Genomic DNA, 23,936 nt, shown 5'->3' with positions numbered 1-23,936 from the left:
GTTGGCATCTTGTTTGCTATATGGAGTGTCCAAGTGACCTCAGGATGTGGGAGACATCAATGCAATACCATCGCTTCTCGCTCCCTCACCCTAAGGTGGCTTGTGATTTGAGCGCTCACTGACGCTCTGGCGACTTCTTTAGTAACCCAAGACTTAAGAAGCCAAAGAATCATTGGAAAGGAAACAACTAAAATGAAAAAAATTGCGCTGACTCTAGCTGCAACGTCAATCACTCTTGTAAGCTACTCTGCTTTTTCAGCTCAAGATGGCGAACACATTCGTCTGGCGACAACAACAAGTACTTACCACTCTGGCTTACTGGACTACCTACTTCCTCAATTTGAAAAAGACACTGGCTACAAAGTGGATATCATCGCTGCTGGTACTGGTAAAGCGCTGAAGATGGGTGAAAACGGCGACGTTGATTTGGTTATGACACACGCTCCTAAAGCAGAAGGTGTGTTTGTTGAGAACGGCTACGGCGTCCTTCCTCGTAAACTGATGTACAACGACTTCGTTATCGTTGGCCCTAAAGCTGACCCAGCGCAAGTAAAAGACGATGCGTCAGTACTAGATGTATTCAAAGAGATCGCAAACAAAGACGCGACTTTCATCTCTCGTGGCGATGACTCTGGTACACACAAAAAAGAATTGGGCATCTGGGCGCAAACTAAGATGGAACCAAACTTTGGTGGCTACCGCAGTGTAGGCCAAGGCATGGGCCCTACTCTAAACATGGCGTCAGAAATGCAAGGCTACACCATGACTGACCGTGGTACTTGGTTGGCTTACCAAAACAAATTGGATCTTGCGATTCTATTCCAAGGCGACGAAAAACTGTTTAACCCGTACCAAGTGATTTTGGTTAACCCAGAGCGTTACCCAACCATCAACTACCAAGGTGCGAAGGCGTTCAGTGACTGGTTGGTGAATCCACGCGGTCAAGAACTGATAAATGGCTTCCGTCTGAATGGTAAACAATTGTTCGTTGCGAATGCTGAGAGCAAATAACGCAATATGAATCTTGCTGATACAACACTAGAAGCCCTGCGCTTACTGGTGAATTTTGATGCAGACCTATGGGAGATCGTTGCGGTCTCCTTTAGTGTTTCTATTACGGCAATATCTTTAGTGGTATTGCCGTCTATTTTGATGTCCTTTGTCCTAGCTTACACCGACTTTCGTGGTAAGTGGTTCTTACTGTCCATTGTGAACACCTTACAGGCGGTGCCAACGGTCGTGATTGGTTTGCTGCTGTACATGATGCTCTCAAGAGCAGGCCCTTTGGGTGATTGGCAAATGCTGTTTACGCAAAAAGCCATGATCTTAGGACAAATGATCGTCTGTTTTCCGGTTCTGGTTTCCATGATGCACGGTGCGCTTCAATCAAGTGACCGTCGCGCAGTTGAAACAGCGATTACGTTAGGTGCGTCAATCCCTCGTATCGCTGCTACTATGATCTGGGAGACACGTTTTCCTTTATTGGCGGCTATCATTGCGGGATTCTCACGAATCGTCACAGAGGTAGGCTGTTCAATGATGGTTGGTGGCAACATTATGGGCGTAACCCGTAATATTCCGACTGCCATTGCTATGGAAAGTAGTAAAGGTGCTTTTGCGCAAGGAGTTGCATTAGGAATTGTATTACTATCGTTAGCGTTAGCGCTCAACTTCCTCTTATCGAGCATGAGAGGCAAAGGCTATCTAAGAACATGAAGCAAGCAATCGACTCGCCATCGACCCAATGTAAGGGTGAATTATGACTATAAAAATTACCGCCGAGCAATTGTCCATGCGCTTTAAAGAGCGTGTGCTTTTCCACATCCCTGAATTGGCCATAGGTCCAAACGACGCGATTTACTTAAAAGGTGACAATGGCGTTGGCAAAACCACCCTACTCAAGATCCTTGCAGGTTTGCTCAAACCGTCAACGGGTAAAGTAGTCGCACCAAGAGACACTTGGTTGAAGAAGTGGACGCGTCGCAATGGTCGTGTTGACGTGATTTATCTCCATCAGTCTCCTTACCTTTTTGACGGTACTGTGTATGAAAACGTCGTTTATGGAGTTAAATATCAACAAGACACGGCAAAAGATAAGCGAGCTCAAGTTATTAGTGCACTGCGCATGGTAGGGTTAGAAACCTTAGCCGACGAACACATCTCTGTATTGTCCGGCGGTGAAAAGCAACGCGTAGCAATGGCACGAGCTTGGATCTTAAAACCATCGATTTTGTTGATGGATGAACCAAGTGCCTCTCTCGACCAAGAGTCGATTGAACGTCTGGTTATCATGGCGAAAGATCTGCTTGATCGCGGCTCTAGTATTGTTGTGACTAGCCACCAAGCGAACGCGTTGACGGATTTATGTAAAAAACAGTGGTGGATTAAAGACAAGACTTTGGTAGAGTCTCCACTCTTGTATGTCATACCAAAAGAAACATCCCAAGAGAACGCATATGCTTCAGCCAACACAAACTAGTTGGGTCATTTTGGCTGGTGGTCAAGCCAGCCGTATGGGTGGAAAAGACAAAGGTCTGATCGAACTGAATCAGAAGCCACTCATCGAACACGTTATCGAACGTTTATCTCCGCAAACACCACGCATTCTAATCAATGCGAACCGAAACCAAGACGCCTACCGTGCGTTTGGTTTCGTCTTCAGCGATCAATTTAAAGATTTCCCAGGTCCGATGGGCGGTATCCACGCGGGCTTGGTTCATGCAGAAACCGATTGGGTTGGCTTCGTCCCTTGCGACAGCCCACAAATCAACACTGATCTTGTTGAACGTTTTTGCAATGCAGTAAAAGAAGACACCGATATTTTGGTTGCTCATGATGGCGACCACCAGCAACCCGTCTTCACGCTTTACCACAAGCGCGTACTGCCAAAGCTAACCGCGTTTTTAGAACGTGGCGATCGTAAGATCATCCTACTCTACAAAGAGTGCAACACCAGTTACGTTGACTTTAGCGACTCACCAAACTGTTTCGTCAACTTAAATACGCCTGAAGAATTGGCGCAATTTGGACAACTCGAATCATGAAACACACGCTAAACATCCCTATTCTTGGTTTTGCTGCCTACTCTGGTACGGGCAAAACTACGCTACTTGAAGCATTGCTACCAAAGTTGACCGAAGCAGGTTTACGCATCGGTATGCTAAAGCACGCACACCATAATTTTGATGTCGACCAACCGGGCAAAGACAGCCATCGCCTACGTAAAGCAGGCGCATCACAAATGCTGATCTCTTCTCGTAACCGCTTCGCACTGATGACAGAAACACCAGAGTCAGAATCGGAGTTTGATTGCCTTCTGACGCGTTTCGACGAAGGAAAACTAGACGTAGTTCTAGTGGAAGGCTGCAAAAACATTGCCTTTCCTAAGATCGAATTGCACCGTGAAGAAGTCGGCAAGCCTTGGCTTCATCCAAACGATGACAACATCATCGCGATTGCTTCAGACAGCGGCGAATTGGACTCTGAACTGCCACAAATGAACATCAACGATCTTGAGGCGATTGCCCAGTTCGTTATTGAGTATGTTCAAGAAGCGAAAGCACCAAAGGGTAAAGAGAAAGAAGCCGCTTGCTGCGATACCCTTTCTCCAGCTTTCCTTTCTGTGGTTCAAGGACAAGAAAAGATCCTTTCGTTGGTAAACACGGTTTCTGAAACCGAAGCATGTAAGATTGAAGATGCATACGGTCGTGTGCTTGCAGATCATGTTGTGTCACCAGTGAATGTTCCGCAATACAAAAACTCAGCGATGGACGGTTACGCGATTCGCGGTGATGACGTCGAGCGTGAAAGCTACCAAGTGGTTGCTGAAGTGATGGCGGGTCATGCTTACGAGCAGCCTTTGGAAGTTGGTCAAGCGGTTAAGATCATGACGGGCGCACCAACCCCTATCAATGGTGATACCGTTGTTATGCGTGAACAAGCTTCCCAAGACGGCGATACTGTCACGTTCAATGGTGCGAGCATCAAAACCGGTCAAAACGTTCGCCAAGCGGGTGAAGACTTAGCAATTGGTAGCGATGTGTTTACTGCGGGTACTCGCCTAGCCTCTCCTGAGATGGGTATGATTGCTTCTCTTGGCTTTGGCGAAGCGAACGTGTTCCGCAAGTTGAAAGTTGCAGTGTTCTCTACCGGTGACGAAGTTCAAGCGCCGGGTACAGAACAGAAAGCGAATTCAATCTACGATTCAAACCGTTTCACCATCATGGGCATGTTAGAGAAGTTAGGTTGCGAGATCTTGGATTTCGGTATCCTAGAAGATAACGAGCTGTTGATGATTGAAGCGCTTGAAAATGCTTCTGCGCAAGCCGACGTAGTGATGACTTCTGGCGGCGTATCCGTTGGCGATGCGGATTACATTAAGCTGGCATTGGACAAACTGGGGCAAATTGATTTCTGGCGTATCAACATGCGCCCTGGTCGTCCGCTTGCGTTCGGTCAAATCAACGATAAGCCTTTCTTTGGTTTGCCGGGTAACCCTGTGGCTGTGATGGTTTCATTCATCAACTTTGTTGAACCTGCTCTGCGTAAAATGCAAGGTCAACAAGGTTGGAAGCCACTTAAAGTCAGTGCTATTGCGACAGAAAATCTGCGCTCTCGCCAAGGTCGTACCGAGTTTAGCCGTGGTATCTACGAGCTAGACGAAACAGGTCGTCTAACCGTTCGCACAACGGGTAAACAAGGCTCAGGTATTCTGCGCTCAATGAGTGAGGCAAACTGTTTGATCGAAATCTCCCCTGCTGTTGATACAGTAAAAGCGGGAGAAAGCGTGACAATCATCCCACTTCAAGGCAGAATCTAGGCCGATTCAGAATTCAAAGGTCAGCGAGTCTGACCTTTTTATTGATAACAGAAAAATTTTTCAGAGAGACAGCTATGGCTCGCACCATTCTTTACACTTACAAAGACCAAGACAAAGAACTGACGTTCTCGTACCAGCAACACCGCAACATTCAAGAAGCGGTTGCAGAGGCGGAAGGTATCGATATCACTGAGTACCTAAAGATGGAGCAGCAAATCGAAGCAGTATCTGACACCAAGGCAGTGCGTAACTACCGCGATAATCATTTCAGAAAACTTGGCTTTAGCAAAATCACCCTAGCTCAAAAAGAAAACTTGGGTGTAGGCAAAAAGAACAAATAATACCAATCACAGTAAATAAGTGATCAGAAATAGCATAGGGAAAATGCTTGAGAACAAGACGCAATTTTTCGATAAGTAGTCATTCTACAATCAAAAATTGCAACGCACTTATCGAGTATTTTAACAAGCTAGAATGACCCGTTATTTACTACGATTGGTATAAGCCAAGCTACACAGACCAAAACAAAAACTCGCGATTCGTCGCGAGTTTTTTATACCTATTCTTTTTGCTCGTTATCTATAAGTAAAAAGCCCCGTTTCACCTTAATTTAAAGGAAAACGAGGCTTTCAATGTAGGTCTTATGTGTTTTCGCTTACTGAAAACTCAGACGATTATTTGATGTTTAGGAACGCAGCACCACGTACGCCGCCTGAATCCCCGTGTTTTGCTTTGATGATCTTTGGACATTTCGCCACAGAAAGCAGGTACTTAGGAATACGTTTTGGCATCTCTTCGTAAATCAGTTCGAAGTTAGATAGACCGCCGCCTAGTACTACAACGTGTGGGTCAGTCGCAGTAAACAGGTTCGCAAAGCAGATTGCTAGAAGTTCCATAAAGCGTTCAACGTGCTCAACCGCTTTTGCTTCGCCTTCTGCGTGTGACTTAATGATGTCGATCGCTTTCTTCTCTTCGCCGTAGTAATGCGCGTAAAGAAGCTCGAAACCACGACCAGATAGATAGCTATCTAGACAACCTTTCTTTTCACAACCACAACCTAGTAGAGGCGCGTTTTCGCCTAGGTGGAACCATGCGTCAATAGGAAGACGTGTATGACCTACCTCACCCGCGACGTGGTTACGGCCAGAGAATACTTTACCTTCGTAGATAAAGCCGCCGCCAAACCCCGTACCAAGGATCAAACCCAGTACAGATGGTTCGTCTTGAAGCTCTTCATCCCATGCTTCAGACAGCGCGAAACAGTTTGCATCGTTTTCAATTTTTACGCTGCGACCGATTTTAGCTTCCAGATCAGCACGAAGTGGTTTGCCTTTTGCTGCAGGTACGTTAACCGTTAGTACAGTTGCATCATCAGCGTCTTCCATCCCAGGAAGACCAAGACCAATCGTACCTTCACAACCAAATTCCGCATCGTATTTGTTAACCAGACCTGCGATAGTTTCTACCAGCAAATCGTAGTTGTCTGTTGGTGTTGGTACACGTTCAGTTGCTACACGCTCAAGTTTTTCGTTAAACGCACCAAACTCGATTTTAGTGCCACCGACATCAAAGCCGTAATACATGCAATTCTCTCCTAAAAAGCTCAAACGACTCCCAAAAAATGCTGGAGTCAAAAAAGATAAACTCCGAGCATTATCCATATCTGTACGCCTGCAAACCGTGACCGAATGCAGATTTATCCCCTCGTTGAAGCCAGTTGAACAACAAGCCATCAACAAAAGTTCATTCCTTAGAGTTAGCTCTCGATTTTAGCCCACTCTTTGAAACGTTTCAGATGCGGTCGAGACCAGTCGGTTTTCACGCGAGTTTTCGTCAGCATGTAGGTTTCACGGAAGGCTTCAAACCACAATTGCAGACACTCCGAAGCTTGCTCTTCACCTGCTTGTTTGAATACTAACGTCGCGACCTCTGCTGTAGACAGATGCTGCTCATTGTCCGAGCGGCGCATGATGTATTCAGACAGTGATTCCGGCTCAATAGAAAGCACAGGCAAAGATTTAAGAAACTCTGAACGGCGAAAGATCTTGCGCGCTTCTCGCCAGCTACCATCAATGAAGATCAGTAACCATTTTTTATCTGAGCCATCGGAAGCCTTCAATCGCTCTGGATTCAAACCATCCAATAAACGCTCAGGCTCATCCACGTAATCTGCTGGGAACACAACCACAGGTTGATAAGCATCGTTTTCTAGCAGTGCAAGCATATCTTGAGAAGGCTCGGTACGATTCCATTGATACACGTAGGTCTCTTGAATCGTATCAGCAATTAGACGCCCGGTATTGCTTGGCTTGAACACTTCGTTTTCCGATACGACCAGCATGCAGGCAATATTGGATTCGATGTTCGGCTGAATGTCGCACAAACAATATTGCTCAGAAACCTGACAATATGGACAGCGAACCACTTTACAGCCACGAGCGTTAAACGGCTTCGTTGAGATAGATTGACGGTGCTGGTATAAACGATGGAAAGCGTGGATTCTCATGGATAGAAAGTGCCAGTTAGAATAAGTGCATGTATGAAGTAGAGCGCGATTCTACTTGCATCGCCAGTGAGTCTCAAGAAATGCTCGTAAACGGACGGACATTCACATTCCTTTCTTCTCGGTGAAAGATACGGTGGAGTCTTAAGGTCTTAACAAATAAGCGAATCAATCAAGGAAATTAGCGTGACCGAAACTGCATTTAACGACCCTTCTTGGCTACGACTCAGCATCTTTATTGGTGTTTTGTTGCTTTGTACTCTGTGGGAAAACAAGCTACCGAGAAAGCAGTTGACCGTCGACCGTTCGTTTCGCTGGTTTAACAATCTCACACTGGTCGCGCTGAATAGTGTCGTTATTGCTGTTGTCATGCCTATTGCCGCTTTCCAAGCTGCTATCATCGCTTATGAAAACCAATGGGGTCTACTCAATGCACTTTCCTTCCCGACTTGGTTAAATGTGCTGATAGCCGTTGTGTTACTCGATCTCATCATCTACCTACAGCATTTAGTTTTCCATCGCGTTAAACCGCTGTGGAAACTTCACCGCATGCATCATGCAGACTTGGATATCGATGTCACAACCGGAACACGATTCCACCCGATAGAAATCATTCTCTCAATGATTGTAAAAATCGCTGCGGTGTTTGCTTTAGGCGTGTCTCCTATCGCCATCGTGGTGTTTGAAATCGTATTGAATGCTAGCGCGATGTTTAACCATAGCAATGCAAAGCTGCCACTACCTTGGGATTCGAAGTTACGCAAATTGGTTGTGACGCCAGACATGCACCGCGTGCACCACTCTGTCATCGTGCGCGAGACACATTCAAACTTTGGCTTCTTCTTGTCGATATGGGATCGTTTGTTTGGCACCTACCGCGCTCAACCAGAGTTAGGTCATGATGATGTTGTGATTGGTGTTCCAGAGATCCGCGACAAAGACGAGCAAAGATTGGATAAACTAATCACCCAACCATTTCGTTATAAGGAAAAGTCTTCCTCATGAGCAGTTCAATGAAAGTGAATGTGTTTGGAAAAATCATGCTTGCTGAATGCAAAGATGGGATTTGGACGCTTTATATCGATTCGGAAACTTCGATAAAGCGCCCAATCAGAGACTTTGTAGTGCCGCCCTTTCTCGATGAAGACGAGTTACTGACCTACCTAGATGATATGTATCACGAACACGCGACCGCAACTCATCCCAATGTATTTCGGATTGAATAGAAACCGTTAGGCTTTAATCAAATCGCGTTTTTTGTTTGATTGGGTCACACCAACAAACAAACCGATAATCCCAAGAACAATTGAAGAGATGGCGAATACACTCACATCCTGTTGTTTATTGATGGCTGCGTAAACAAATGCAGCACCAAAAAAGATTGCGCCAAAACTAAAGCCCGATAGCGCGGCAAAAATTCCGAAGCTCGCAAGATCCTTAAAATTGTCCATTTCTCATCCCTGTAAAAATACTTAATAACAAAACAATAATTAACGGAATATCTGACGTGAGTGGCGATGCTTTTGCGAATTCCACAGCCAAATTGATACTCCAATAGAAAACCCTAATAACAACGTTTGCCATTGCAGTTGTCCACTGCTCTCCAACACGCCCAATCCATAGTGCGCATAAGAGTTAAAGCCTACGCTGCTCAACATAATCAATAACAGTAAAACAAGCCCAGTCCGGCGGTGCCTGATCAGCAAATAAACGGCGAGTAAATCAAGGAGACCAAGCGCGCTCCAATACATGTTTAACCAGCCTGGGGCAAAATCGTAAGGCAAAAAACCATCGACAATATTGTCGTAAATGTGGATGGCACCACCCACCGTCAGGCAAAGGCATAGGAGAAACAGTACGAATTTATCCATTATCGTTTCCTTTCCTTATCTGAATGAATGCGCAAAGCATATAGAAATCAGCTAAATAATTGTAATTTCGACGCCATTTTTGAGAGCGACAGTGCCTTTAAACAGTACGTGAGAGGTTGAAATAACAACAATGGCTGTTCTTCCTTATCATTTCGCTCCTGATAAAAGCATAGCGTTTGGTTTGATGGTTCGCTTGAAAGCTTAGTTAACCTCTATTGACCCTTTCTGTGCCTGCATCGTTATCGTGTACGGTAGGAATAAGGTATCAGCCAACGCTGAAAAAGCAGTATCAAACACAAAGAAAGGCACCCCATCTAGTTTGGAACCCGTGTTTTCAGAATAGCTAGGCTCACCATTCAACAAACACATGTTGTAATTCACTCCACTATAAACTCTTGGAATTTCCTTGCAGTAGCTCCGTTTCCCCTCATGAGAGATTCTCACATGATTGTTTGTTGGGTTTAGGGTCTCTATCGTGGCACAACCTTGCAACACAATGGCTGCCAATATGACGAGTCGTTTTTTCATGAACTTTCCTTGTTTGTGTTTCCTTCGTGAGAATGATTTACGTATTTCTTTGCTTACTGCTGATAAACGTGAGATGTGACGTTTGGATGTGGTTTAGAAGCTGCAACAAATCTCCCAGTGAAATTGTCGGGAACGAGTAATAGTCAAACGTCAATATTGCTCCCCCTCTTTAGTCTTCGCATCAATGAACACAAACTTCATCGAAGGAGGAAAGATAAAAGCATCATCACATCGATAACCTCTTAGCCAAACACCATCATCCCGCTTACGCAAATACAAACCTCTGGGATAGGTCTCTTCCTGAGCAAGAGGCAAAGAAGCGAGCGTTATGTATTCGTCTTTTGTGAGCGAAATACCTTGAAGTAACAAGTATGGTGCCACGGCGAGCGGACAAGGCTCTAGCCCTTTCAGAGCTGCATGAGCAAGAAGCTCAGCCAGCGTTGCGCCAAAAGGTGCCCCCAATTCCGAAGGCGTTGTTATCGATAAAGACAAAGTCTGAACACGCTGTTTGGTTTGTATCAATTGATCTTCAAACAGCTGTAAGGCAAACGGATTGAATTGAATGCGTTGTTCTTTGAGTTCTTGAAGCAACTCTGCATTCGTGTGATTACCGATTTCAACTTTCACTTAATTGCCCCAATGCGGATAAACTCACGAACCTGCTCTAAAGCACGCTGAAAGACAGGGTGCGCATGGGAGGAAATGCCTTTCGCAACTTCATGCCAAAAGAATTCGAAATCATGTCCACCATCGTCTTGAGTGTGGAAGACCCAATGTTCCGGCAACGCTTCACATTCACACAAAACGAAATGCCAAAGTTGCTCTTTAAACCCACTCTCCCAAGCCCCTAAGTAGGTTGTGTGATTGACCGATTCGATGCCCGACTCTTCTGCCAATTCTCTTTTTGCCGCACTTAAGAAGTCGCAATCGAAGAGTTCAACAGTACCTTTCACCAACTGAACGCCCGCAATAGGATGTTTGAAAAGAAGAATCTCGCGGTTTTGTTTTCGTAACACCAGAGGACACACTTTATCGACCACAGAGTACCTCCTCGCTCTGAAGGCATATTTGTTTCGCCTCGACTGGAAAGAGAGGCAACATGGCTAGCTCAGTAAAATTCACCCATCTCAAAATATATTGATTGGAAGCCGATTGCCTTTGTTGTTCGGGGCCACTACCTAGCGTAGGGGTGGCTGAGCCGATATGGGATAAGAAGTAATGATCCTTTCGGCCTTGATTTTGAATCTGAAACACAGGTGTGAGCGATGTCAGCTCTATAGAGGTTTCTTCCAGTGCCTCGCGTTTCGCCGCTTCAGAAAGAATTTCTCCATCCTCTACACTACCGCCAGGAAACACCCAATAGTGTCTATCGCCCTTCACTCGTTCAATCAATAAAACTTCTCGGTGATCGTTTATTAATATCAAACTTGCTCGCTCCGGCATTCATCTCACTCCCTTGATTTAACGGAACATTCTAACAACCTTGATGCGATAACAAAGAATTAACAAATGCTGGTAACACATTTCTCTTGTGCAGTTAATCAATTTGCGATTTGGGTCACTCACTCTTGGTGTCAAAAAATAAAAAGGCAGAGCAATTGCCCTGCCTTTGGTCGTATTGGAAGTTCGTTTGGTCTTACCTAATGCTGGGTCAACTCACTTGATGCAGTTCGTATTTATGCAGCATCGCTTGTTGGTGGCCCGCGATGTCTGCGACTTGTTCCGAGCTTTCAACCATGGATTCTAATTGGAGTTTAGTGTATTCACCTTGGTCAGAAATATGTGTAATGGCTTGCGATACATCGGCTGTTGCTCGTTCTTGCTCTTCTGTCGCAACAGAAATCTGTTCGACACGTAGCTGTATATGTCGAGCCGCCGCATCGATATCCGAAAAAGCCGACTTTACTTCATGACTCGATTGAAGTGCATACGCCATCTCTTCACGCGACTCACTTACCGCTTTACGTGAACGTTCTGCGGCAGCCACCAGCTCATTCATCATCTCTCGAATATTTTTGGTTTGTTGGGACGTATCACTCGCTAACTTGCGTACTTCATCGGCGACAACTGCGAAACCTCGCCCTTGCTCCCCAGCGCGCGCCGCTTCAATCGCCGCATTCAAAGCAAGTAAGTTGGTGTTATCAGCAATACCACTGATCATGTCTACCATCTCGCGGATCTGTTTAACTCGTTGGTCGAGTTCTAACATCGACCGCTCGTTCAAATTAAGGGAGCTTTCAAGAGACTCCAAACGCTGACGGTTTTGCTCTACCACACCAACCCCCTTCACTGTGTGTTCTGTCGCTAAATGCGAATCTTCGGAAGAGGCATTTGTCACCGTCGCGATCTCTCTAATCGATGCTTCTAACTGAGTAATGGTCGTCACCATGCTCGCCAGCGCTTCATTTTGCAAAGTTAAGCTTTGATTTGTTTGCTCGGCCGCATCGTGGCTTATCTCAGCGGTTTGGTACAAGGTTTCGCAGTTACGCGTGACGGTAGAAATCGAATCGTGGGTTGAATCGATAACTTGGTTGAGTTTGCGTGCGACTTCTTTAAGCTCAAACGGGCCAATCTCTTGCGCTCTATCTCGGAAATCATGTTCCGTTAAAGCGGAGAGACGAGTAAGGATGTTTTTCAACCCTCGATTGATCCAAGTACGGAGGCCAAACCAAGTCGCTAACACCACAAGCGAGATGACGCCAGCGGCAACAACAACCATTAAGCTGACGTTTTGAATGGTACTGTGGACAATAGTTTCACGCTCATCAATCAACGCTGAGGCGGAATCAGATACTTGGTCGAGCAAATACATGGTTTCGTTTGAGAGCTGAGAGGCACGTTGAAACTCCACTTTTTGCTGTTCGCACTGTTCGAGTTTCGCCAGAATCAAACGCAAAACCCCTTCATCTTTGAAGCCTGCCTGTACCATCTCATAAGGTGCTGTTAGGCTGGCGAACTCAGTCACTTCAGGGTGCCATTCTTTGAAGTCATCGTAAGCGAGATTTATACCAGCGATACGGTTTCGCATTTCTCTGTATTCTTGCTCCGCTTTCTCTAGCTCGGTTTGCATCATCATGACCAAGAAAGTACTTTCCATCGAGCTCGCGGATGCAATGAAGCGATTTGCCGCATCACTCGATTCAGGGTTGTCGTTGCTGAGAAACGAGCTGATACGGTTCATCTCTGGACCAATCGAACTTAACCCATACCGAAACCCACCAACGGCCGAGTTAATGTCGCTTTGCATTTGAATCACCGCAGATTGTTTCGATAAAATGGAATTGGTGACTTGATGCAACTCCTGAACATTTACTTGTAACATGTTAGATAAATGTTCCGCGACTCCCGATGTTTGTTCTATTAAACCTTCAGTTTGCTGTGCGAGAGCGTCAATTTTGGCGGTGATGAGAGGAAGTTCATCTGGATCAGAAATTTGCATTCCATAGTTAAGCAACTTTACTTGCTCTAAAACATTTCTTGTCAGTGTCGCATTTGCCATCGCCATCGGTAACGCTTTTTGAGACAACTCTTCAAATTGTTCGCCAACCTGCTCCATTCCTTTGAAACTTGAGACAGAAAGGGCTATAACAAGAGCGATGATAGTTAAAAATGTTGCACTGATCGTTTGAATCAGTGAAAAAGAAAAGCGTAGACGTTTGCGCGTTGTCATAATCAATTAATGTTCTTTCTTGGGTTTGAATCAACTTTCCGTTTATTCGTCACAGAAGTGAGACAAAACGTGATTTGCTGCCCATACTAGGTATTGGTCATGACATTAATATTTCAGTTTTAAGTTGTAGGGATGACAGGTGGGTGATGTGCGTCGTATTTATTTTCCTTTGATAATCAGTGTACTACTTAGTGCATGTTCGTCCGCCCCCGATCCAGAAAAACAAGCTGAGGTCTCTCTTCCTGTTACTGAACTGCTCTCCGACAATCGGGGCCTGTTCGACTTTTATGATGAGTGGGAAGGCACGCCTTATCGCTTGGGTGGAACCAAAAAGTCTGGTATTGATTGTTCTGCCTTCGTACAGAAAGCCTTTGTCGAGGCATATCAAATGTCATTACCAAGAACGACAAGACAGCAATCTAAGCAAGGCGTAGAGATGAGCTGGTCAGATGCACAACAGGGTGATCTAGTGTTTTTCAAAACAAGAAGAACCACTTACCATGTTGGTATCTATCTAGGGAATAAGCAGTTTATGCACGCTTCTACATCGAAAGGCGTGATCATTTCAAGAATAGACAACCCTTATTGGGCATCGAAGTTTTGGCAAGTAAGAAGAGTTACCATGTAACTCCTCTTTAGATCGAAATGACGAGAGACTAGATTCAATCGTAAGTCGCGACAGCGGTATCAAATAAGTTTTTCACTAGCGCAATGTATTCATCAAGGAATGCAATTTGCTCGTTGGTCGCTTTCTTACCCCAAACGCCAGCTAACACTTCGCCAAGGTCTTCAACGACGGCATCCGCTTCTTTAAGTAGCTTGAAACGTACACTTGAATGCAGTTCTGGGTTTTGTTCGAAAATCGCCATGATGTTCGACGCCACCATGTCATTCACGACATCTTCGATGCTTTCTGATCCTGTGTCACCAATTTCAGACGTGAAAATATCTAAGTTAAGTGACAGGTGCTCTATAAGAGCGAGATATCCATCGGTTTCTACAACCACTGTTTTTCTCCGTTTAATGCAAGCCTTCGAAGATGAAAGCGAATTAGTTTCAATAGTAAGACATGCCGAGAAAATTTCATTAACTTATTTCATATTAACAAGCATTGATGCGCCAACTGAATAATTTTTATCCAATTAGGTTAGTCGTCTTGATGACAACAAGTCTGATTGCGTCCATTCTCTTTCGCGCGATACAACGCTGCATCGGCACTCTTCAGCCATTGTGTGTGACTCTCAAAGTTAGATTTATACTCGCAAACACCGATACTTATCGTGTAGTTAATCAAAAAGTCTTCAACTTTCACAATTTCTTGCTCAATTCGTTTTCTAAGACGCTCTGCGAAATAGGACGCTTGTTCTTGGTTGGTATGTGGCAATAAAACGGTAAACTCTTCTCCACCAAAACGCCCACACACGTCGCTACTGCGTGCGGTTTTCCGCAATAAACTGGACGTCCGACGGATTACTTCATCCCCAGTATGGTGACCATAGGTATCATTGACTTTTTTAAAATGGTCGATGTCAAAAATAACCAATGAGCACGACCCTTCCATCACTTTAAGTTGATTGAATTCTTCCTTCAGTGACTGTTCCCAATAAGCACGGTTAAATAATCCGGTTAATCCATCTTTGCGGCTGATTTCAGACAGGTGTTGGTTGGTTTCTCTTAAGTGGATTCTATTACGCGCGGTTTCCGAGACATCGTTGATTTGAATGGCTATGTGGCTCACGTCGCCTGATAACGAGCGTAACGGCGTGATAACAATATCTTGGAACATCAAATGACTGCTGTTGGAAACCGGCGAAAAGTTGTTAAATTTAAAAAGGTATGGACGGTTTTCCCAACTTGAAAATGAACGAGTTTCTAAATCCGCGGACGTTTTGAGCTTGGTCTCTAGCCAAGTTCGGGGTAAATCTTGGAAATGGTCAAACAAACATTCACCGAGGATATTCTGCGATAGTATGCCACTATAAGACTGCATAAAACTGTTCCACACGCAGACTTTATAGTCTTCATCTAATACGATGAGCCCTGAGTCCATGGTATCGAGTATTTGGGTAACCCAATGAAAGTCTGCTATGTCCAGCGTAATTTCGGACATTAGATTAGCTCCATAATTTCATAGATGATTTCTACGGATGATTTATCTATCAAAAACAGAACTTCACACTCAAAATCGAGCGCCTCTGCCATGTAGGTGTATTCGATGGTAAAGAGTTCACCAGATTCACTCTTCTCTTCATTGTATGGAATGACGTTTTCTATAATGGCAGGCTGGCGCAACGAAAATTGCTTATCCAACTGTGTACCCAATGACGTTAAGAATGAAGATACCAAAAGATTCGACACATTTAGGATAATCTCGTTGTGCCGAGTGAACTCAAGTAAATAACCAAGGCGCTCTCCGATTTGATTAATGTCTTTACCACGCAAACAAACTAAAGCTTCACCATGGATACCACCACCAACAAATCGCTGAGCAACGGCAACTGAACTGTCTCGACCGATCACGTCCACTAACGTCATATGCAGTTCTCCATACGACAATGGACCAACGTGGGGCACTGGCAGTTGAATGAACTCATGAAGATGGTCGGCCATAATCGCAGCACCCTTACCTAACGCGATGTTGGCGACTTCACGAAATTTCGCCAGAGGGGTAATCTCAATTTCGGGGGCTGGCGCTGCATTTCCACTCGAGCTAAATGCGTATTGCAACCCTAACGTTTCGTATAGCGGGATAACCTGTTCTTCTGACAGAGGCTTGGCGATAAAGTCGATTGCGCCAAGATCTAAACAACGTTGTTTAGCCTCTTGCTGAACGTCACCAGAAATGATGACAACTTGAGTGGGATAATTGCTGACCGGTAGAGACTCTAGTACCTCGAACCCGTCCATAATCGGCATCGTTAAATCGAGAAACAAAACGTCAATATTTTGTTCCGCTAGAATCGTCAACGCTTCGTAACCGTCTTGGGCTTCGATCAGGTGCAATGATGTTTCGTGTACGATGGAACGGGATATCAACTTTCGTGCTACCGCCGAATCATCACAAATCAGTATTTTCATGCCACCAATGGAACTAAAGTCAAAAAAATAATAATACTCGTTGTATACCAATAGCTCCATATGTTAAGTCCATAAATCATAGGGTTATAGGCGACATGATTCACACTTATGCACATTTTCTACTATATGCAGCAGTTTTATTGTCGAAGTTTGCTCAACTGCGCGTCAATCTTCCGCCGTTTATCCTAAACTATTGTTGGTCAAATAGATAAGCGAGGTTTTGTATGTGGCAAGCAATATCGCAACAGCTTTCTGATACCTTGATGTTCGAATATCAAATCACTGAGAAGACACGCCTCTCTGGTGGAGACATCAGTGAGAGTTACATGATCAATGACGGAGAACAGCGCTATTTCGTCAAACTCAATGATCGAGACTTTTTATCTAAGTTCGAAGTTGAAGTAGAAAGCCTTCACTTGTTACGTGAAACCTCGACGGTTTTTGTCCCTGAAGTCGTGTTAGCGGGCAAAACCAAAACCCACTCATTCTTGATCCTGAATTACCTACCAACCAAACCACTTGAAGATGCAAAGCACAGCTTTAAGTTTGGCCAGCAACTGGCGCGTTTACATTTGTGGGGAGAACAGAAAGAGTTCGGATTTGATTCCGACAATTACATAGGCTCTACCCTTCAACCAAATCAATGGCATAAAAAGTGGTGTGTCTTTTTTTCTGAGCAACGAATAGGTTGGCAGTTACAGTTGCTGAAAGAAAAAGGTGTCACCCTCGTCGATATCGATGACTTTATTGATGTTGTGAAACAGCTTTTAGCCAATCACGCTCCAGAGCCATCATTGCTTCACGGTGATTTGTGGAATGGGAACACGGCATTGACACCATTTGGCCCTATCTGCTTTGACCCTGCTTGCTATTGGGGAGATCGTGAATGTGATATCGCGATGACTGAGCTGTTTGGTGGGTTCCAACCGGAGTTTTATCAAGGATATGAATCCGTTGCGCCATTACCCGCAGGCTATGATGAACGAAAAGACATCTACAACCTTTATCACATCCTCAATCATTGTAACTTGTTCGGAGGTCACTATCTTGAACAGGCCCAATCGATAATTAAGAAGATTATTTCTTATTGATCTGGAAGGGAAAGATCATTGCCGAATGTAAAAATTCGACGCATATCACCCTAGTTTAAGACCCCAAGCTCAATCATGAGTTTGGGGTCAACTTTTGTACTTATTTCGACTCAATTAGCAACAACAACACCTAATATTCAAAGTAACTCGACTTAATTTGAATCTCTGCACCAGAGAGAAGACGAGTGTTCAAGGGCTGAATTTTCGAGACACCAAAGTATTAAAAGCCCTGCAATACTAGGAGTTTTTGTATGCAAAATTACACTGAAAGACATGTTAAATGCCCTCACTGTGGGCACTCTATCGGTATCACTTTAGATGCAAGTAATGGTAACCAAGAGTTTTATGACGACTGCCCTGCGTGCTGCCACGCCATCCACCTCAACATGAAAGTGGATGAGATGCACGAAAAGGTAGAACTGTTCATTGACGATAACTACGAATAGAGAGCTTTAATCCCCCCGAGTAATCATCTACATGAAGTAAACATCGACACAAAATATAAAAAGGAGCGGTTAAGCTCCTTTCTTGTTTCCGGTCATAAGTAAACGCCTTACAACTGCTTTGCTGCTAATACACGTTCAACCGTATCGACGATGGCTTGAGTTTGCGGGTCAAATTCAATGTTTATTTTCTCTCCAACCTGGCGCGCACCAAACAAGGTTCTTTGCAGGGTTTCTGGAATCAAATGCACCGAGAATCGATTCTCTTCGACTTCGCCGATGGTCAGTGAGCAACCGTCCAAACCGATGTACCCTTTAGCCAGTACATATTTCATAGATTCTTGCGGCAGTGTAAACCAAATGGTGCGGTTATTTGGCGTATCAATCACATCAACAATTTCGCCCATTAAACTGATGTGCCCCGACATACTGTGACCACCAATCTCATCACCAAATTTGGCTGCTCGCTCAATATTTACGCTGTCGCCTTCTATCAATTCACCTAGGTTTGTAAGAGCTAAGGTCGCTTGCATTAGATCGAAACTAATGTGCGTTCCTTCAATTTTGGTGACGGTTAAACAACAACCATTGTGTGCGACCGAGGCTCCAATCTCTAGCCCTTCGCTTAACGAGCCTCCAAGTTCGATAACGTGAGTTTGAAAGCGCTCTTTTTTTTCGATTTGAACGACTTTAGCCGTACCCTGAACTATTCCTGTAAACATTCTCTTTACCTATTTGTTAGAAGCGACTGATAGCCAGAACGAACATTCGCAAGCTGTTTTTACCATTGTCTATCAATTAACCAAAAATCCCTATCTTGTGGGTATGGCATCTGGGCATACAATTGTTTATCATCTGCGCGGAGTTCCTCCGAGGCATTTTTTCACCTTATAGTGACTAAAATCAACCATCAGATCAGTTCATCACATCTTTTGTCCTCGAGTACTCCCTATCTTTTCAACTTATTTCATTTTCAACTTATTGTTCCGCTCTGGAGTATTTCGTGCATCGCTATAAAGAAGAAGCATCGAGTCTTATTAAACTGGCGACCCCTGTGTTGATCGCTTCTGTCGCACAAACCGGGATGGGGTTTGTCGATACCGTCATGGCTGGTGGCGTCAGTGCTACTGACATGGCTGCGGTATCTGTTGCAGCAAGTATTTGGTTACCGTCAATTTTATTTGGCGTTGGCTTATTGATGGCCCTTGTACCTGTTGTCGCTCAATTAAATGGTTCTGGCCGTCGAGTAAAAATTCCTTTTGAGATCCAACAAGGCATCGTTTTGGCATTGTTGATCAGCATCCCTATTATCGGCGTTTTGTTCCAAACTAAGTTCATACTTGGATTGATGAATGTAGAAGCAGCGATGACAGAGAAAACCGTTGGTTACATCCACGCGGTTATTTTTGCGGTACCCGCTTTCTTATTGTTCCAAACGTTACGCAGCTTTACTGATGGCATGTCGCTAACCAAGCCCGCCATGGTGATTGGTTTCATCGGCCTAATGTTGAACATCCCATTAAACTGGATTTTCGTTTACGGTAAGTTTGGTATGCCAGCCCTTGGTGGTGTTGGTTGTGGCGTCGCAACCGCCATCGTTTATTGGGTGATGTTTGGGCTGCTTTTCCTTTATGTGACTACGTCTGCTCGTCTAAAAAGCATTAATCTGTTTGGCGAATTTCATAAACCACAGCTGAAAGCTCAGATTCGTCTGTTTAAGCTCGGCTTCCCTGTTGCCGCTGCATTGTTCTTTGAAGTGACATTGTTTGCAGTGGTCGCGCTTTTGGTCTCTCCATTAGGTTCAATCATTGTTGCCGCGCACCAAGTCGCCATTAACTTCTCTTCATTGGTGTTTATGCTGCCAATGAGTGTGGGTGCCGCAGTCAGTATTCGTGTTGGTCACCGTCTTGGGGAAGAAAACGTCGATGGCGCACGCGTCGCTTCTCGTGTTGGCGTCATGGTCGGTTTAGCGTTAGCAATGATGACCGCGATTCTTACGGTTCTGTTCCGTGAGCAAATCGCTTTGCTTTACACGAATAACCCAGAAGTTATCGAACTAGCAATGGTGCTATTGCTGTTTGCTGCAATCTACCAATGCACTGATGCGGTTCAAGTTATCGCTGCTGGTGCACTACGTGGCTATAAAGACATGCGTGCAATCTTCAACCGTACCTTTGTTGCGTACTGGTTATTGGGACTTCCAATTGGTTACATTCTTGGCCGCACAGATTGGATTGTTGAACCTATGGGCGCACAAGGCTTTTGGTTGGGCTTCATCATAGGCCTATCTTCAGCGGCTTTCCTATTGGGTATTCGTTTGCGTTGGATGCACCATCAAGAGCCGGAAGTTCAGTTGAATTTCTCTCAACAATAACTCGAACTTCAACCCGCCAAATTTTAAAGCCAGCACTCGCTGGCTTTTTTGATCTCTCATATTCGTTAAGCGGTATACTTATCTAAGTGATTAAAAAGGAAATGCTGTGAGAAGTTCCCTTGTAAGAAGCTCCCTTGTTGCTGCGGCGCTTGTACTACCGACAACCTTACTCAGTGGGTGCAACGACTGGTTTAACCCAGAGAAAGCGGTATTCGAAAAATACAATCAACGCCTAGCCAACGTGTTAGATACGTCGGAGTCGGAGTTAGAAGCCTCTCCCGCTGTCACTATTCCTGATAAAAGAGAACTGTTTCAAGAGCTCCCTCGTCTATCACTTGGCTTACTCGAAAGCTACCAACTGCGTCAATGTGGTTTGTTTAACTTACTAGCAGAAAAAAACTCTCAACTGGGTAAAGTTCAAGACGCCTTTTACGACTTTGATTATCAAACCAACCTGCTGAGAACACTGAATGGCTGCATGAGTGATTACCCATTGAGTGATGAAGAAAATACAAAGCTGAACGGTTTGTACGACCAGAAGTGGCACCATCTAACAGTGCATCTCGACAATATGTTGCTGACTAGCGATGCCATGCGCAAACAGCTAACAGGATCTGAATGGTTACCGTTGGAAAGCAAAGACCAAGTTGCACACGTACGAGATGCTTTCCTTGCTTTGGATGAAATGTACCAAACACCGTATCGTGCCCTTTCTCGCTTGCCCGATGTGACCATTGTGAACTACCAAGAAGAGATCGAAAAAACACGTCTCGTTGGTCGACTCTATTACACTTTGCTCGATGCGACTCATTGGTTAGAACAAACCACACACATGCTCGAAGCAAACCAAGACAAAATCATTTGTGGTGCCAACCGTGATACCACTCAATTTCGTTACTTGAGAAACGTCTTCCAAACAATTTATGTTGCAGAAGTTCAACCTTACATGGCATACGTCGACAGTACCTATCAGCAACTCGACGGGGGACTTTCCCTTGTTGAAAAGAGAATGCAAGCTCATGGTGCAAACTATGGAATAGAAAAAGCACACGATCAGTTTCGTGAGGAAACAATGAAACATGTGCAATTTTGGAAAAATCTATTTAAACGTTGTGGTGTGAAAATCGGAAATAGTTAGCTCAAGCCGTTTATACGCCGTTATTTAGATTTATTGTGAAGCCCGTTCTCTTAAAAATCGGGCAAATCTTGGTTTGCCATTATGGGTAAAACCGTTGTAGCGAAACGTAATGGTAGATCCTATTCGAGGAGGAGTTTTTCGAACGTCATCGGTAAAGCCGCTACCAATGTAAAACTCGGTGCCGTCTGCCAACCTAACCAACAAGGCGCCCATCATACCCAATAAACGACCAGTTCCTGGTTTGTAGCCCAATACTAAGGCCTCTGCATCTTCATAACGCTTAAGTTTGAGTAAATCACTACCTCTACCCGCTTGGTATCGGCTTGATACCTTTCGCAACATCACACCTTCGCCGTCAGATTGCGAAATTCGGTCCAATTGCGTGAACAAATGTTTCTCATCTTGAATTGCACGATGCTCAACGTATTTAATATGAGGGGCGTCAATCGTAAACACCAGATCTTGAATGTTGTAGTAGCGCTTTTGATAATCACCCGCAGAATACGGCATATCGAAAACCATAAAATCGATTCGTCGCCATGCGCCTTCTACTGGCGTTTTATCCAATACTGTTTGTTGAACAAGATGGAAATTTCCTCGACCAGCCCATAACTCGCCATCCAAAGGGTAATCTGGCAATACCTTGGTAAACCACTCTGGCGCGTAAATGCGGTTGCCGTTGCGTGTAACGAGATGTTGACCGGTCCAATACGCTCGAATCCCATCCAGTTTCTCGCTATACCAATACTGAGAGACATCGATACCATCTTGGTATGATTCAGCTAAAGAGACAGGTGGAAGTAAATTAGGATCAGCTTGTGGCTGAGCAGAAGCAATTACAGCGAGGGCAATCAATGTCATTCTTAATGGCATGCGGGGACCTTGTACAAAAAAGCATCTCCATTGAACCGTAAGTCGATCAATTCACCTACTCAACATTTTGCATTCTACGATCTACAGCAACACTCATAAGCAAGCAAATGCAAACAAGCACATAAAGTTCAGATCGAAATAGCATTTATAAATTCCTCGACCTGTATGCGTTTTTGATTCTCAAAATGAAATCGCCTTAATTCTCAATATAAAAACCAAGAACTTGCATAAGTAACTGTATGTTTTTATGAACTTTTATTCTTGGCATGTTCCGTGCTCTATACCAAGCAGACAGTTTGTTAACGGAGAATGCACTATGGAACTGCGAAAATTGGAAACCGACCAAAACACATTGACCATCGAATTTTTTGGTGATTTAGACGCAAAAGGCTGTCGTCAAGCTCAGCATCATATTGATGAGGTAATTCACAGCGATGATCACAAGGAAGTCGAAATCAACCTCAAACACGTCCAATTTCTTGATTCCTCAGGGATTGGTGCCATTGTTTATTTATATAAGCGCCTAGTTGAACGTGAACGCAGTATGATAATCGAAAACGTATCGGGACAACCGTTAGAGATAATGAGCCTGTTACGTATCAATCATGCGATTCCCGTCAATTCAAAAGGCCACTAAAAACACCGGTTAATACGGAGGTTGGCATGGTGAATCTAATACGACAAAGTGTAATGAGCGGTCTCGTTGTCGGCGTTGTTGGTTGCTCAGCGTTTAGCTACCCCGATCATGGTCAGGGCGGCATGGCGGAAAGTTACCGAGATATTTCTATCGAGAATTATCAGTTTTCACCGGTTATGCCTGATGAGCCTCTTGGCCCAGAGCATGGGCTTCGCTTCGATTGGCAACTCACAAAACTTCATTTAGATGCCTTAATTGATGAAGGCGCAAGATGGTGTTTCCCTGCTGCCGTAGTGCAAGCATTAGAAAAGCAAAATCGAATCGCAAGAGAACTCGAGGGCGGGCTTTTACTTGATGCTGCAAACGATATTGTGATTCAGCGTCGTCGATTGAGCCAACTAGAACAACAACTTGATTACGTGCTCTCTCAAACCACATGCTCGCCGCCGCAAGACATTGAAGCTCTGCGCAGCGACTTGAACATCGTCGCTGACGTCTATGACCTGCTCAATATCGATAATCAGTTCGCCGTCGATTCTGCCGAAATCAATCCAAAGTACATGGGACACCTTGCGGAAGCGGCTTACATTTTACGAGAGCACCCTTCTCTCTCCTTAGTGGTAACCGGTCATGCCGACGTTACTGGCGAACCGGAATACAACCAAAAGCTCGCACAAGAACGTGCAGAACAAGTAAAACGATACCTCAATGTCTTCGGTATCACCTCTGACCGCGTGCAAACAAAATCCGTGGGTGAAAAGCTCCCACTCTACGAAGGACAAACACCAGCGGTTCGCTTGACCAACCGTCGAGTAAGCATTGAAGTACTCAACTCAAATTCTGACAGCACAACAGAAATGGGAGACACGCTATGAGCATCCTCAAATCGATTGTCGCCCTTTTGTTACTTT

The 23,936-nt window shown here is 44.6% G+C and carries 29 protein-coding genes; 15 read left to right on the top strand and 14 right to left on the bottom strand.

All coding sequences use genetic code 11. From position 1 onward, the window contains the following. Positions 1-192 precede the first annotated feature (192 nt). The 6 genes from VJL_RS01505 to VJL_RS01480 all read left to right on the top strand — a co-directional run bounded on the left by VJL_RS01505 (position 193) and on the right by VJL_RS01480 (position 5,160). Positions 193-1,011, top strand: a complete 819-nt coding sequence (locus VJL_RS01505) for an ABC transporter substrate-binding protein (RefSeq protein ID WP_005441551.1) — start codon at positions 193-195, stop codon at positions 1,009-1,011. A 6-nt stretch (positions 1,012-1,017) separates the two neighbouring features. After that, on the top strand, positions 1,018-1,716 hold the full coding sequence (locus VJL_RS01500) for an ABC transporter permease (RefSeq protein WP_005427748.1): 699 nt from the start codon (positions 1,018-1,020) through the stop codon (positions 1,714-1,716). Between the two features lie 43 nt (positions 1,717-1,759). After that, entirely contained in the window at positions 1,760-2,479 is a 720-nt protein-coding gene (locus VJL_RS01495) for an energy-coupling factor ABC transporter ATP-binding protein (protein ID WP_038875042.1), read from the top strand. Next, positions 2,457-3,044, top strand: coding sequence for a molybdenum cofactor guanylyltransferase MobA (gene mobA / locus VJL_RS01490; RefSeq protein ID WP_005441549.1), 588 nt, complete (start codon positions 2,457-2,459; stop codon positions 3,042-3,044). The genes VJL_RS01495 and mobA overlap by 23 nt, the downstream gene beginning before the upstream one ends. Then, positions 3,041-4,819: a bifunctional molybdopterin-guanine dinucleotide biosynthesis adaptor protein MobB/molybdopterin molybdotransferase MoeA gene (locus tag VJL_RS01485; protein ID WP_038875039.1), complete on the top strand. Its 1,779-nt coding sequence runs from the start codon at positions 3,041-3,043 to the stop codon at positions 4,817-4,819. The genes mobA and VJL_RS01485 overlap by 4 nt, the downstream gene beginning before the upstream one ends. 74 nt (positions 4,820-4,893) lie before the next feature. Continuing rightward, the gene (locus VJL_RS01480; RefSeq protein WP_038872732.1) at positions 4,894-5,160 is read left to right on the top strand and encodes a DUF2960 domain-containing protein; all 267 of its coding nucleotides are present in this window, start codon (positions 4,894-4,896) and stop codon (positions 5,158-5,160) included. A gap of 333 nt (positions 5,161-5,493) precedes the next feature. On the opposite strand, the gene nagK is transcribed toward VJL_RS01480, so the two are convergent. Further along, a complete protein-coding gene (gene nagK, locus VJL_RS01475; RefSeq protein WP_038875036.1) occupies positions 5,494-6,402 on the bottom strand; it encodes an N-acetylglucosamine kinase in 909 nt (302 codons plus the stop codon). Between the two features lie 173 nt (positions 6,403-6,575). Next, positions 6,576-7,325, bottom strand: a complete 750-nt coding sequence (locus VJL_RS01470) for a tRNA-uridine aminocarboxypropyltransferase (protein WP_038875033.1) — start codon at positions 7,323-7,325, stop codon at positions 6,576-6,578. Between the two features lie 183 nt (positions 7,326-7,508). Between VJL_RS01470 and VJL_RS01465 the strand changes: the two genes are divergently transcribed. Together VJL_RS01465 and VJL_RS01460 are read left to right on the top strand one after the other, a co-directional pair. Further along, positions 7,509-8,327, top strand: coding sequence for a sterol desaturase family protein (locus VJL_RS01465; protein ID WP_038872727.1), 819 nt, complete (start codon positions 7,509-7,511; stop codon positions 8,325-8,327). Next, the gene (locus VJL_RS01460) at positions 8,324-8,548 is read left to right on the top strand and encodes a DUF7661 family protein (RefSeq protein WP_050566735.1); all 225 of its coding nucleotides are present in this window, start codon (positions 8,324-8,326) and stop codon (positions 8,546-8,548) included. The genes VJL_RS01465 and VJL_RS01460 overlap by 4 nt, the downstream gene beginning before the upstream one ends. A 6-nt stretch (positions 8,549-8,554) precedes the next feature. Here VJL_RS01460 and VJL_RS01455 read toward each other — a convergent pair whose 3' ends face one another. The 7 genes from VJL_RS01455 to VJL_RS01425 all read right to left on the bottom strand — a co-directional run bounded on the left by VJL_RS01455 (position 8,555) and on the right by VJL_RS01425 (position 13,391). Further along, positions 8,555-8,773: a hypothetical protein gene (locus tag VJL_RS01455; RefSeq protein WP_038872726.1), complete on the bottom strand. Its 219-nt coding sequence runs from the start codon at positions 8,771-8,773 to the stop codon at positions 8,555-8,557. A 39-nt stretch (positions 8,774-8,812) separates the two neighbouring features. Continuing rightward, positions 8,813-9,193, bottom strand: a complete 381-nt coding sequence (locus VJL_RS01450; protein WP_038872723.1) for a hypothetical protein — start codon at positions 9,191-9,193, stop codon at positions 8,813-8,815. Between the two features lie 201 nt (positions 9,194-9,394). Further along, positions 9,395-9,721 carry a YceK/YidQ family lipoprotein gene (locus VJL_RS01445; RefSeq protein WP_038875030.1) on the bottom strand — a complete coding sequence of 109 codons (327 nt, stop codon included), beginning with the start codon at positions 9,719-9,721 and terminating at the stop codon, positions 9,395-9,397. A gap of 150 nt (positions 9,722-9,871) precedes the next feature. Further along, positions 9,872-10,348, bottom strand: a complete 477-nt coding sequence (locus VJL_RS01440; protein ID WP_038875027.1) for a hypothetical protein — start codon at positions 10,346-10,348, stop codon at positions 9,872-9,874. Further along, positions 10,345-10,761, bottom strand: coding sequence for an NUDIX hydrolase (locus VJL_RS01435; protein ID WP_038875024.1), 417 nt, complete (start codon positions 10,759-10,761; stop codon positions 10,345-10,347). Before VJL_RS01435 ends, VJL_RS01440 begins: the two co-directional genes overlap by 4 nt. Beyond that, positions 10,751-11,164 (bottom strand): NUDIX hydrolase, encoded by a 414-nt coding sequence (locus tag VJL_RS01430; protein WP_038875021.1) that lies wholly within the window; start codon positions 11,162-11,164, stop codon positions 10,751-10,753. The genes VJL_RS01435 and VJL_RS01430 overlap by 11 nt, the downstream gene beginning before the upstream one ends. Before the next feature lie 208 nt (positions 11,165-11,372). Continuing rightward, positions 11,373-13,391 (bottom strand): methyl-accepting chemotaxis protein, encoded by a 2,019-nt coding sequence (locus tag VJL_RS01425; protein WP_038875018.1) that lies wholly within the window; start codon positions 13,389-13,391, stop codon positions 11,373-11,375. Between the two features lie 139 nt (positions 13,392-13,530). On the opposite strand from VJL_RS01425, the gene VJL_RS01420 reads away from it, so the two are divergent. Further along, positions 13,531-14,019 carry an NlpC/P60 family protein gene (locus VJL_RS01420; protein WP_038875016.1) on the top strand — a complete coding sequence of 163 codons (489 nt, stop codon included), beginning with the start codon at positions 13,531-13,533 and terminating at the stop codon, positions 14,017-14,019. 34 nt (positions 14,020-14,053) lie between these two features. Here the strand turns inward: VJL_RS01420 and VJL_RS01415 are convergent, their stop codons facing one another. From VJL_RS01415 to VJL_RS01405, 3 genes are all read right to left on the bottom strand, one after another. Continuing rightward, complete coding sequence (locus VJL_RS01415; RefSeq protein ID WP_038875014.1) at positions 14,054-14,398, bottom strand: DUF3802 family protein; 345 nt, start codon at positions 14,396-14,398, stop codon at positions 14,054-14,056. Positions 14,399-14,538: 140 nt separating this feature from the next. Beyond that, positions 14,539-15,501: a GGDEF domain-containing protein gene (locus tag VJL_RS01410; RefSeq protein WP_038875011.1), complete on the bottom strand. Its 963-nt coding sequence runs from the start codon at positions 15,499-15,501 to the stop codon at positions 14,539-14,541. Next, positions 15,501-16,469 (bottom strand): response regulator, encoded by a 969-nt coding sequence (locus VJL_RS01405; protein ID WP_038872772.1) that lies wholly within the window; start codon positions 16,467-16,469, stop codon positions 15,501-15,503. The genes VJL_RS01410 and VJL_RS01405 overlap by 1 nt, the downstream gene beginning before the upstream one ends. 224 nt (positions 16,470-16,693) lie before the next feature. Here VJL_RS01405 and VJL_RS01400 point away from each other — a divergent pair, with 224 nt between their 5' ends. Both VJL_RS01400 and VJL_RS01395 read left to right on the top strand, forming a co-directional pair. Continuing rightward, positions 16,694-17,560: a fructosamine kinase family protein gene (locus VJL_RS01400; protein ID WP_038875008.1), complete on the top strand. Its 867-nt coding sequence runs from the start codon at positions 16,694-16,696 to the stop codon at positions 17,558-17,560. A 251-nt stretch (positions 17,561-17,811) separates the two neighbouring features. Then, positions 17,812-18,006, top strand: a complete 195-nt coding sequence (locus tag VJL_RS01395; RefSeq protein ID WP_038872701.1) for a CPXCG motif-containing cysteine-rich protein — start codon at positions 17,812-17,814, stop codon at positions 18,004-18,006. A gap of 107 nt (positions 18,007-18,113) precedes the next feature. On the opposite strand, the gene VJL_RS01390 is transcribed toward VJL_RS01395, so the two are convergent. Continuing rightward, positions 18,114-18,725, bottom strand: coding sequence for a riboflavin synthase (locus VJL_RS01390; RefSeq protein ID WP_038875005.1), 612 nt, complete (start codon positions 18,723-18,725; stop codon positions 18,114-18,116). Positions 18,726-19,006: 281 nt separating this feature from the next. Between VJL_RS01390 and VJL_RS01385 the strand changes: the two genes are divergently transcribed. Both VJL_RS01385 and VJL_RS01380 read left to right on the top strand, forming a co-directional pair. Then, on the top strand, positions 19,007-20,377 hold the full coding sequence (locus VJL_RS01385; RefSeq protein ID WP_038875003.1) for an MATE family efflux transporter: 1,371 nt from the start codon (positions 19,007-19,009) through the stop codon (positions 20,375-20,377). A gap of 106 nt (positions 20,378-20,483) precedes the next feature. Beyond that, positions 20,484-21,515 (top strand): DUF3080 domain-containing protein, encoded by a 1,032-nt coding sequence (locus tag VJL_RS01380; RefSeq protein ID WP_038875001.1) that lies wholly within the window; start codon positions 20,484-20,486, stop codon positions 21,513-21,515. A 30-nt stretch (positions 21,516-21,545) separates the two neighbouring features. Here the strand turns inward: VJL_RS01380 and VJL_RS01375 are convergent, their stop codons facing one another. Continuing rightward, positions 21,546-22,388 carry a DNA ligase gene (locus tag VJL_RS01375; RefSeq protein WP_038874999.1) on the bottom strand — a complete coding sequence of 281 codons (843 nt, stop codon included), beginning with the start codon at positions 22,386-22,388 and terminating at the stop codon, positions 21,546-21,548. A gap of 316 nt (positions 22,389-22,704) precedes the next feature. On the opposite strand from VJL_RS01375, the gene VJL_RS01370 reads away from it, so the two are divergent. Then, entirely contained in the window at positions 22,705-23,025 is a 321-nt protein-coding gene (locus tag VJL_RS01370) for an STAS domain-containing protein (protein WP_038872685.1), read from the top strand. Positions 23,026-23,051: 26 nt separating this feature from the next. Then, positions 23,052-23,900, top strand: a complete 849-nt coding sequence (locus VJL_RS01365; RefSeq protein WP_038874997.1) for an OmpA family protein — start codon at positions 23,052-23,054, stop codon at positions 23,898-23,900. Positions 23,901-23,936: the final 36 nt, after the last annotated feature.

It is taken from the genome of Vibrio jasicida CAIM 1864 = LMG 25398, assembly GCF_000400365.1.
GTDB classification, from domain to species: domain Bacteria; phylum Pseudomonadota; class Gammaproteobacteria; order Enterobacterales; family Vibrionaceae; genus Vibrio; species Vibrio jasicida.
Note: the sequence above shows the minus strand (reverse complement) of the source record. Positions and strands in the feature narration are given on the sequence as shown.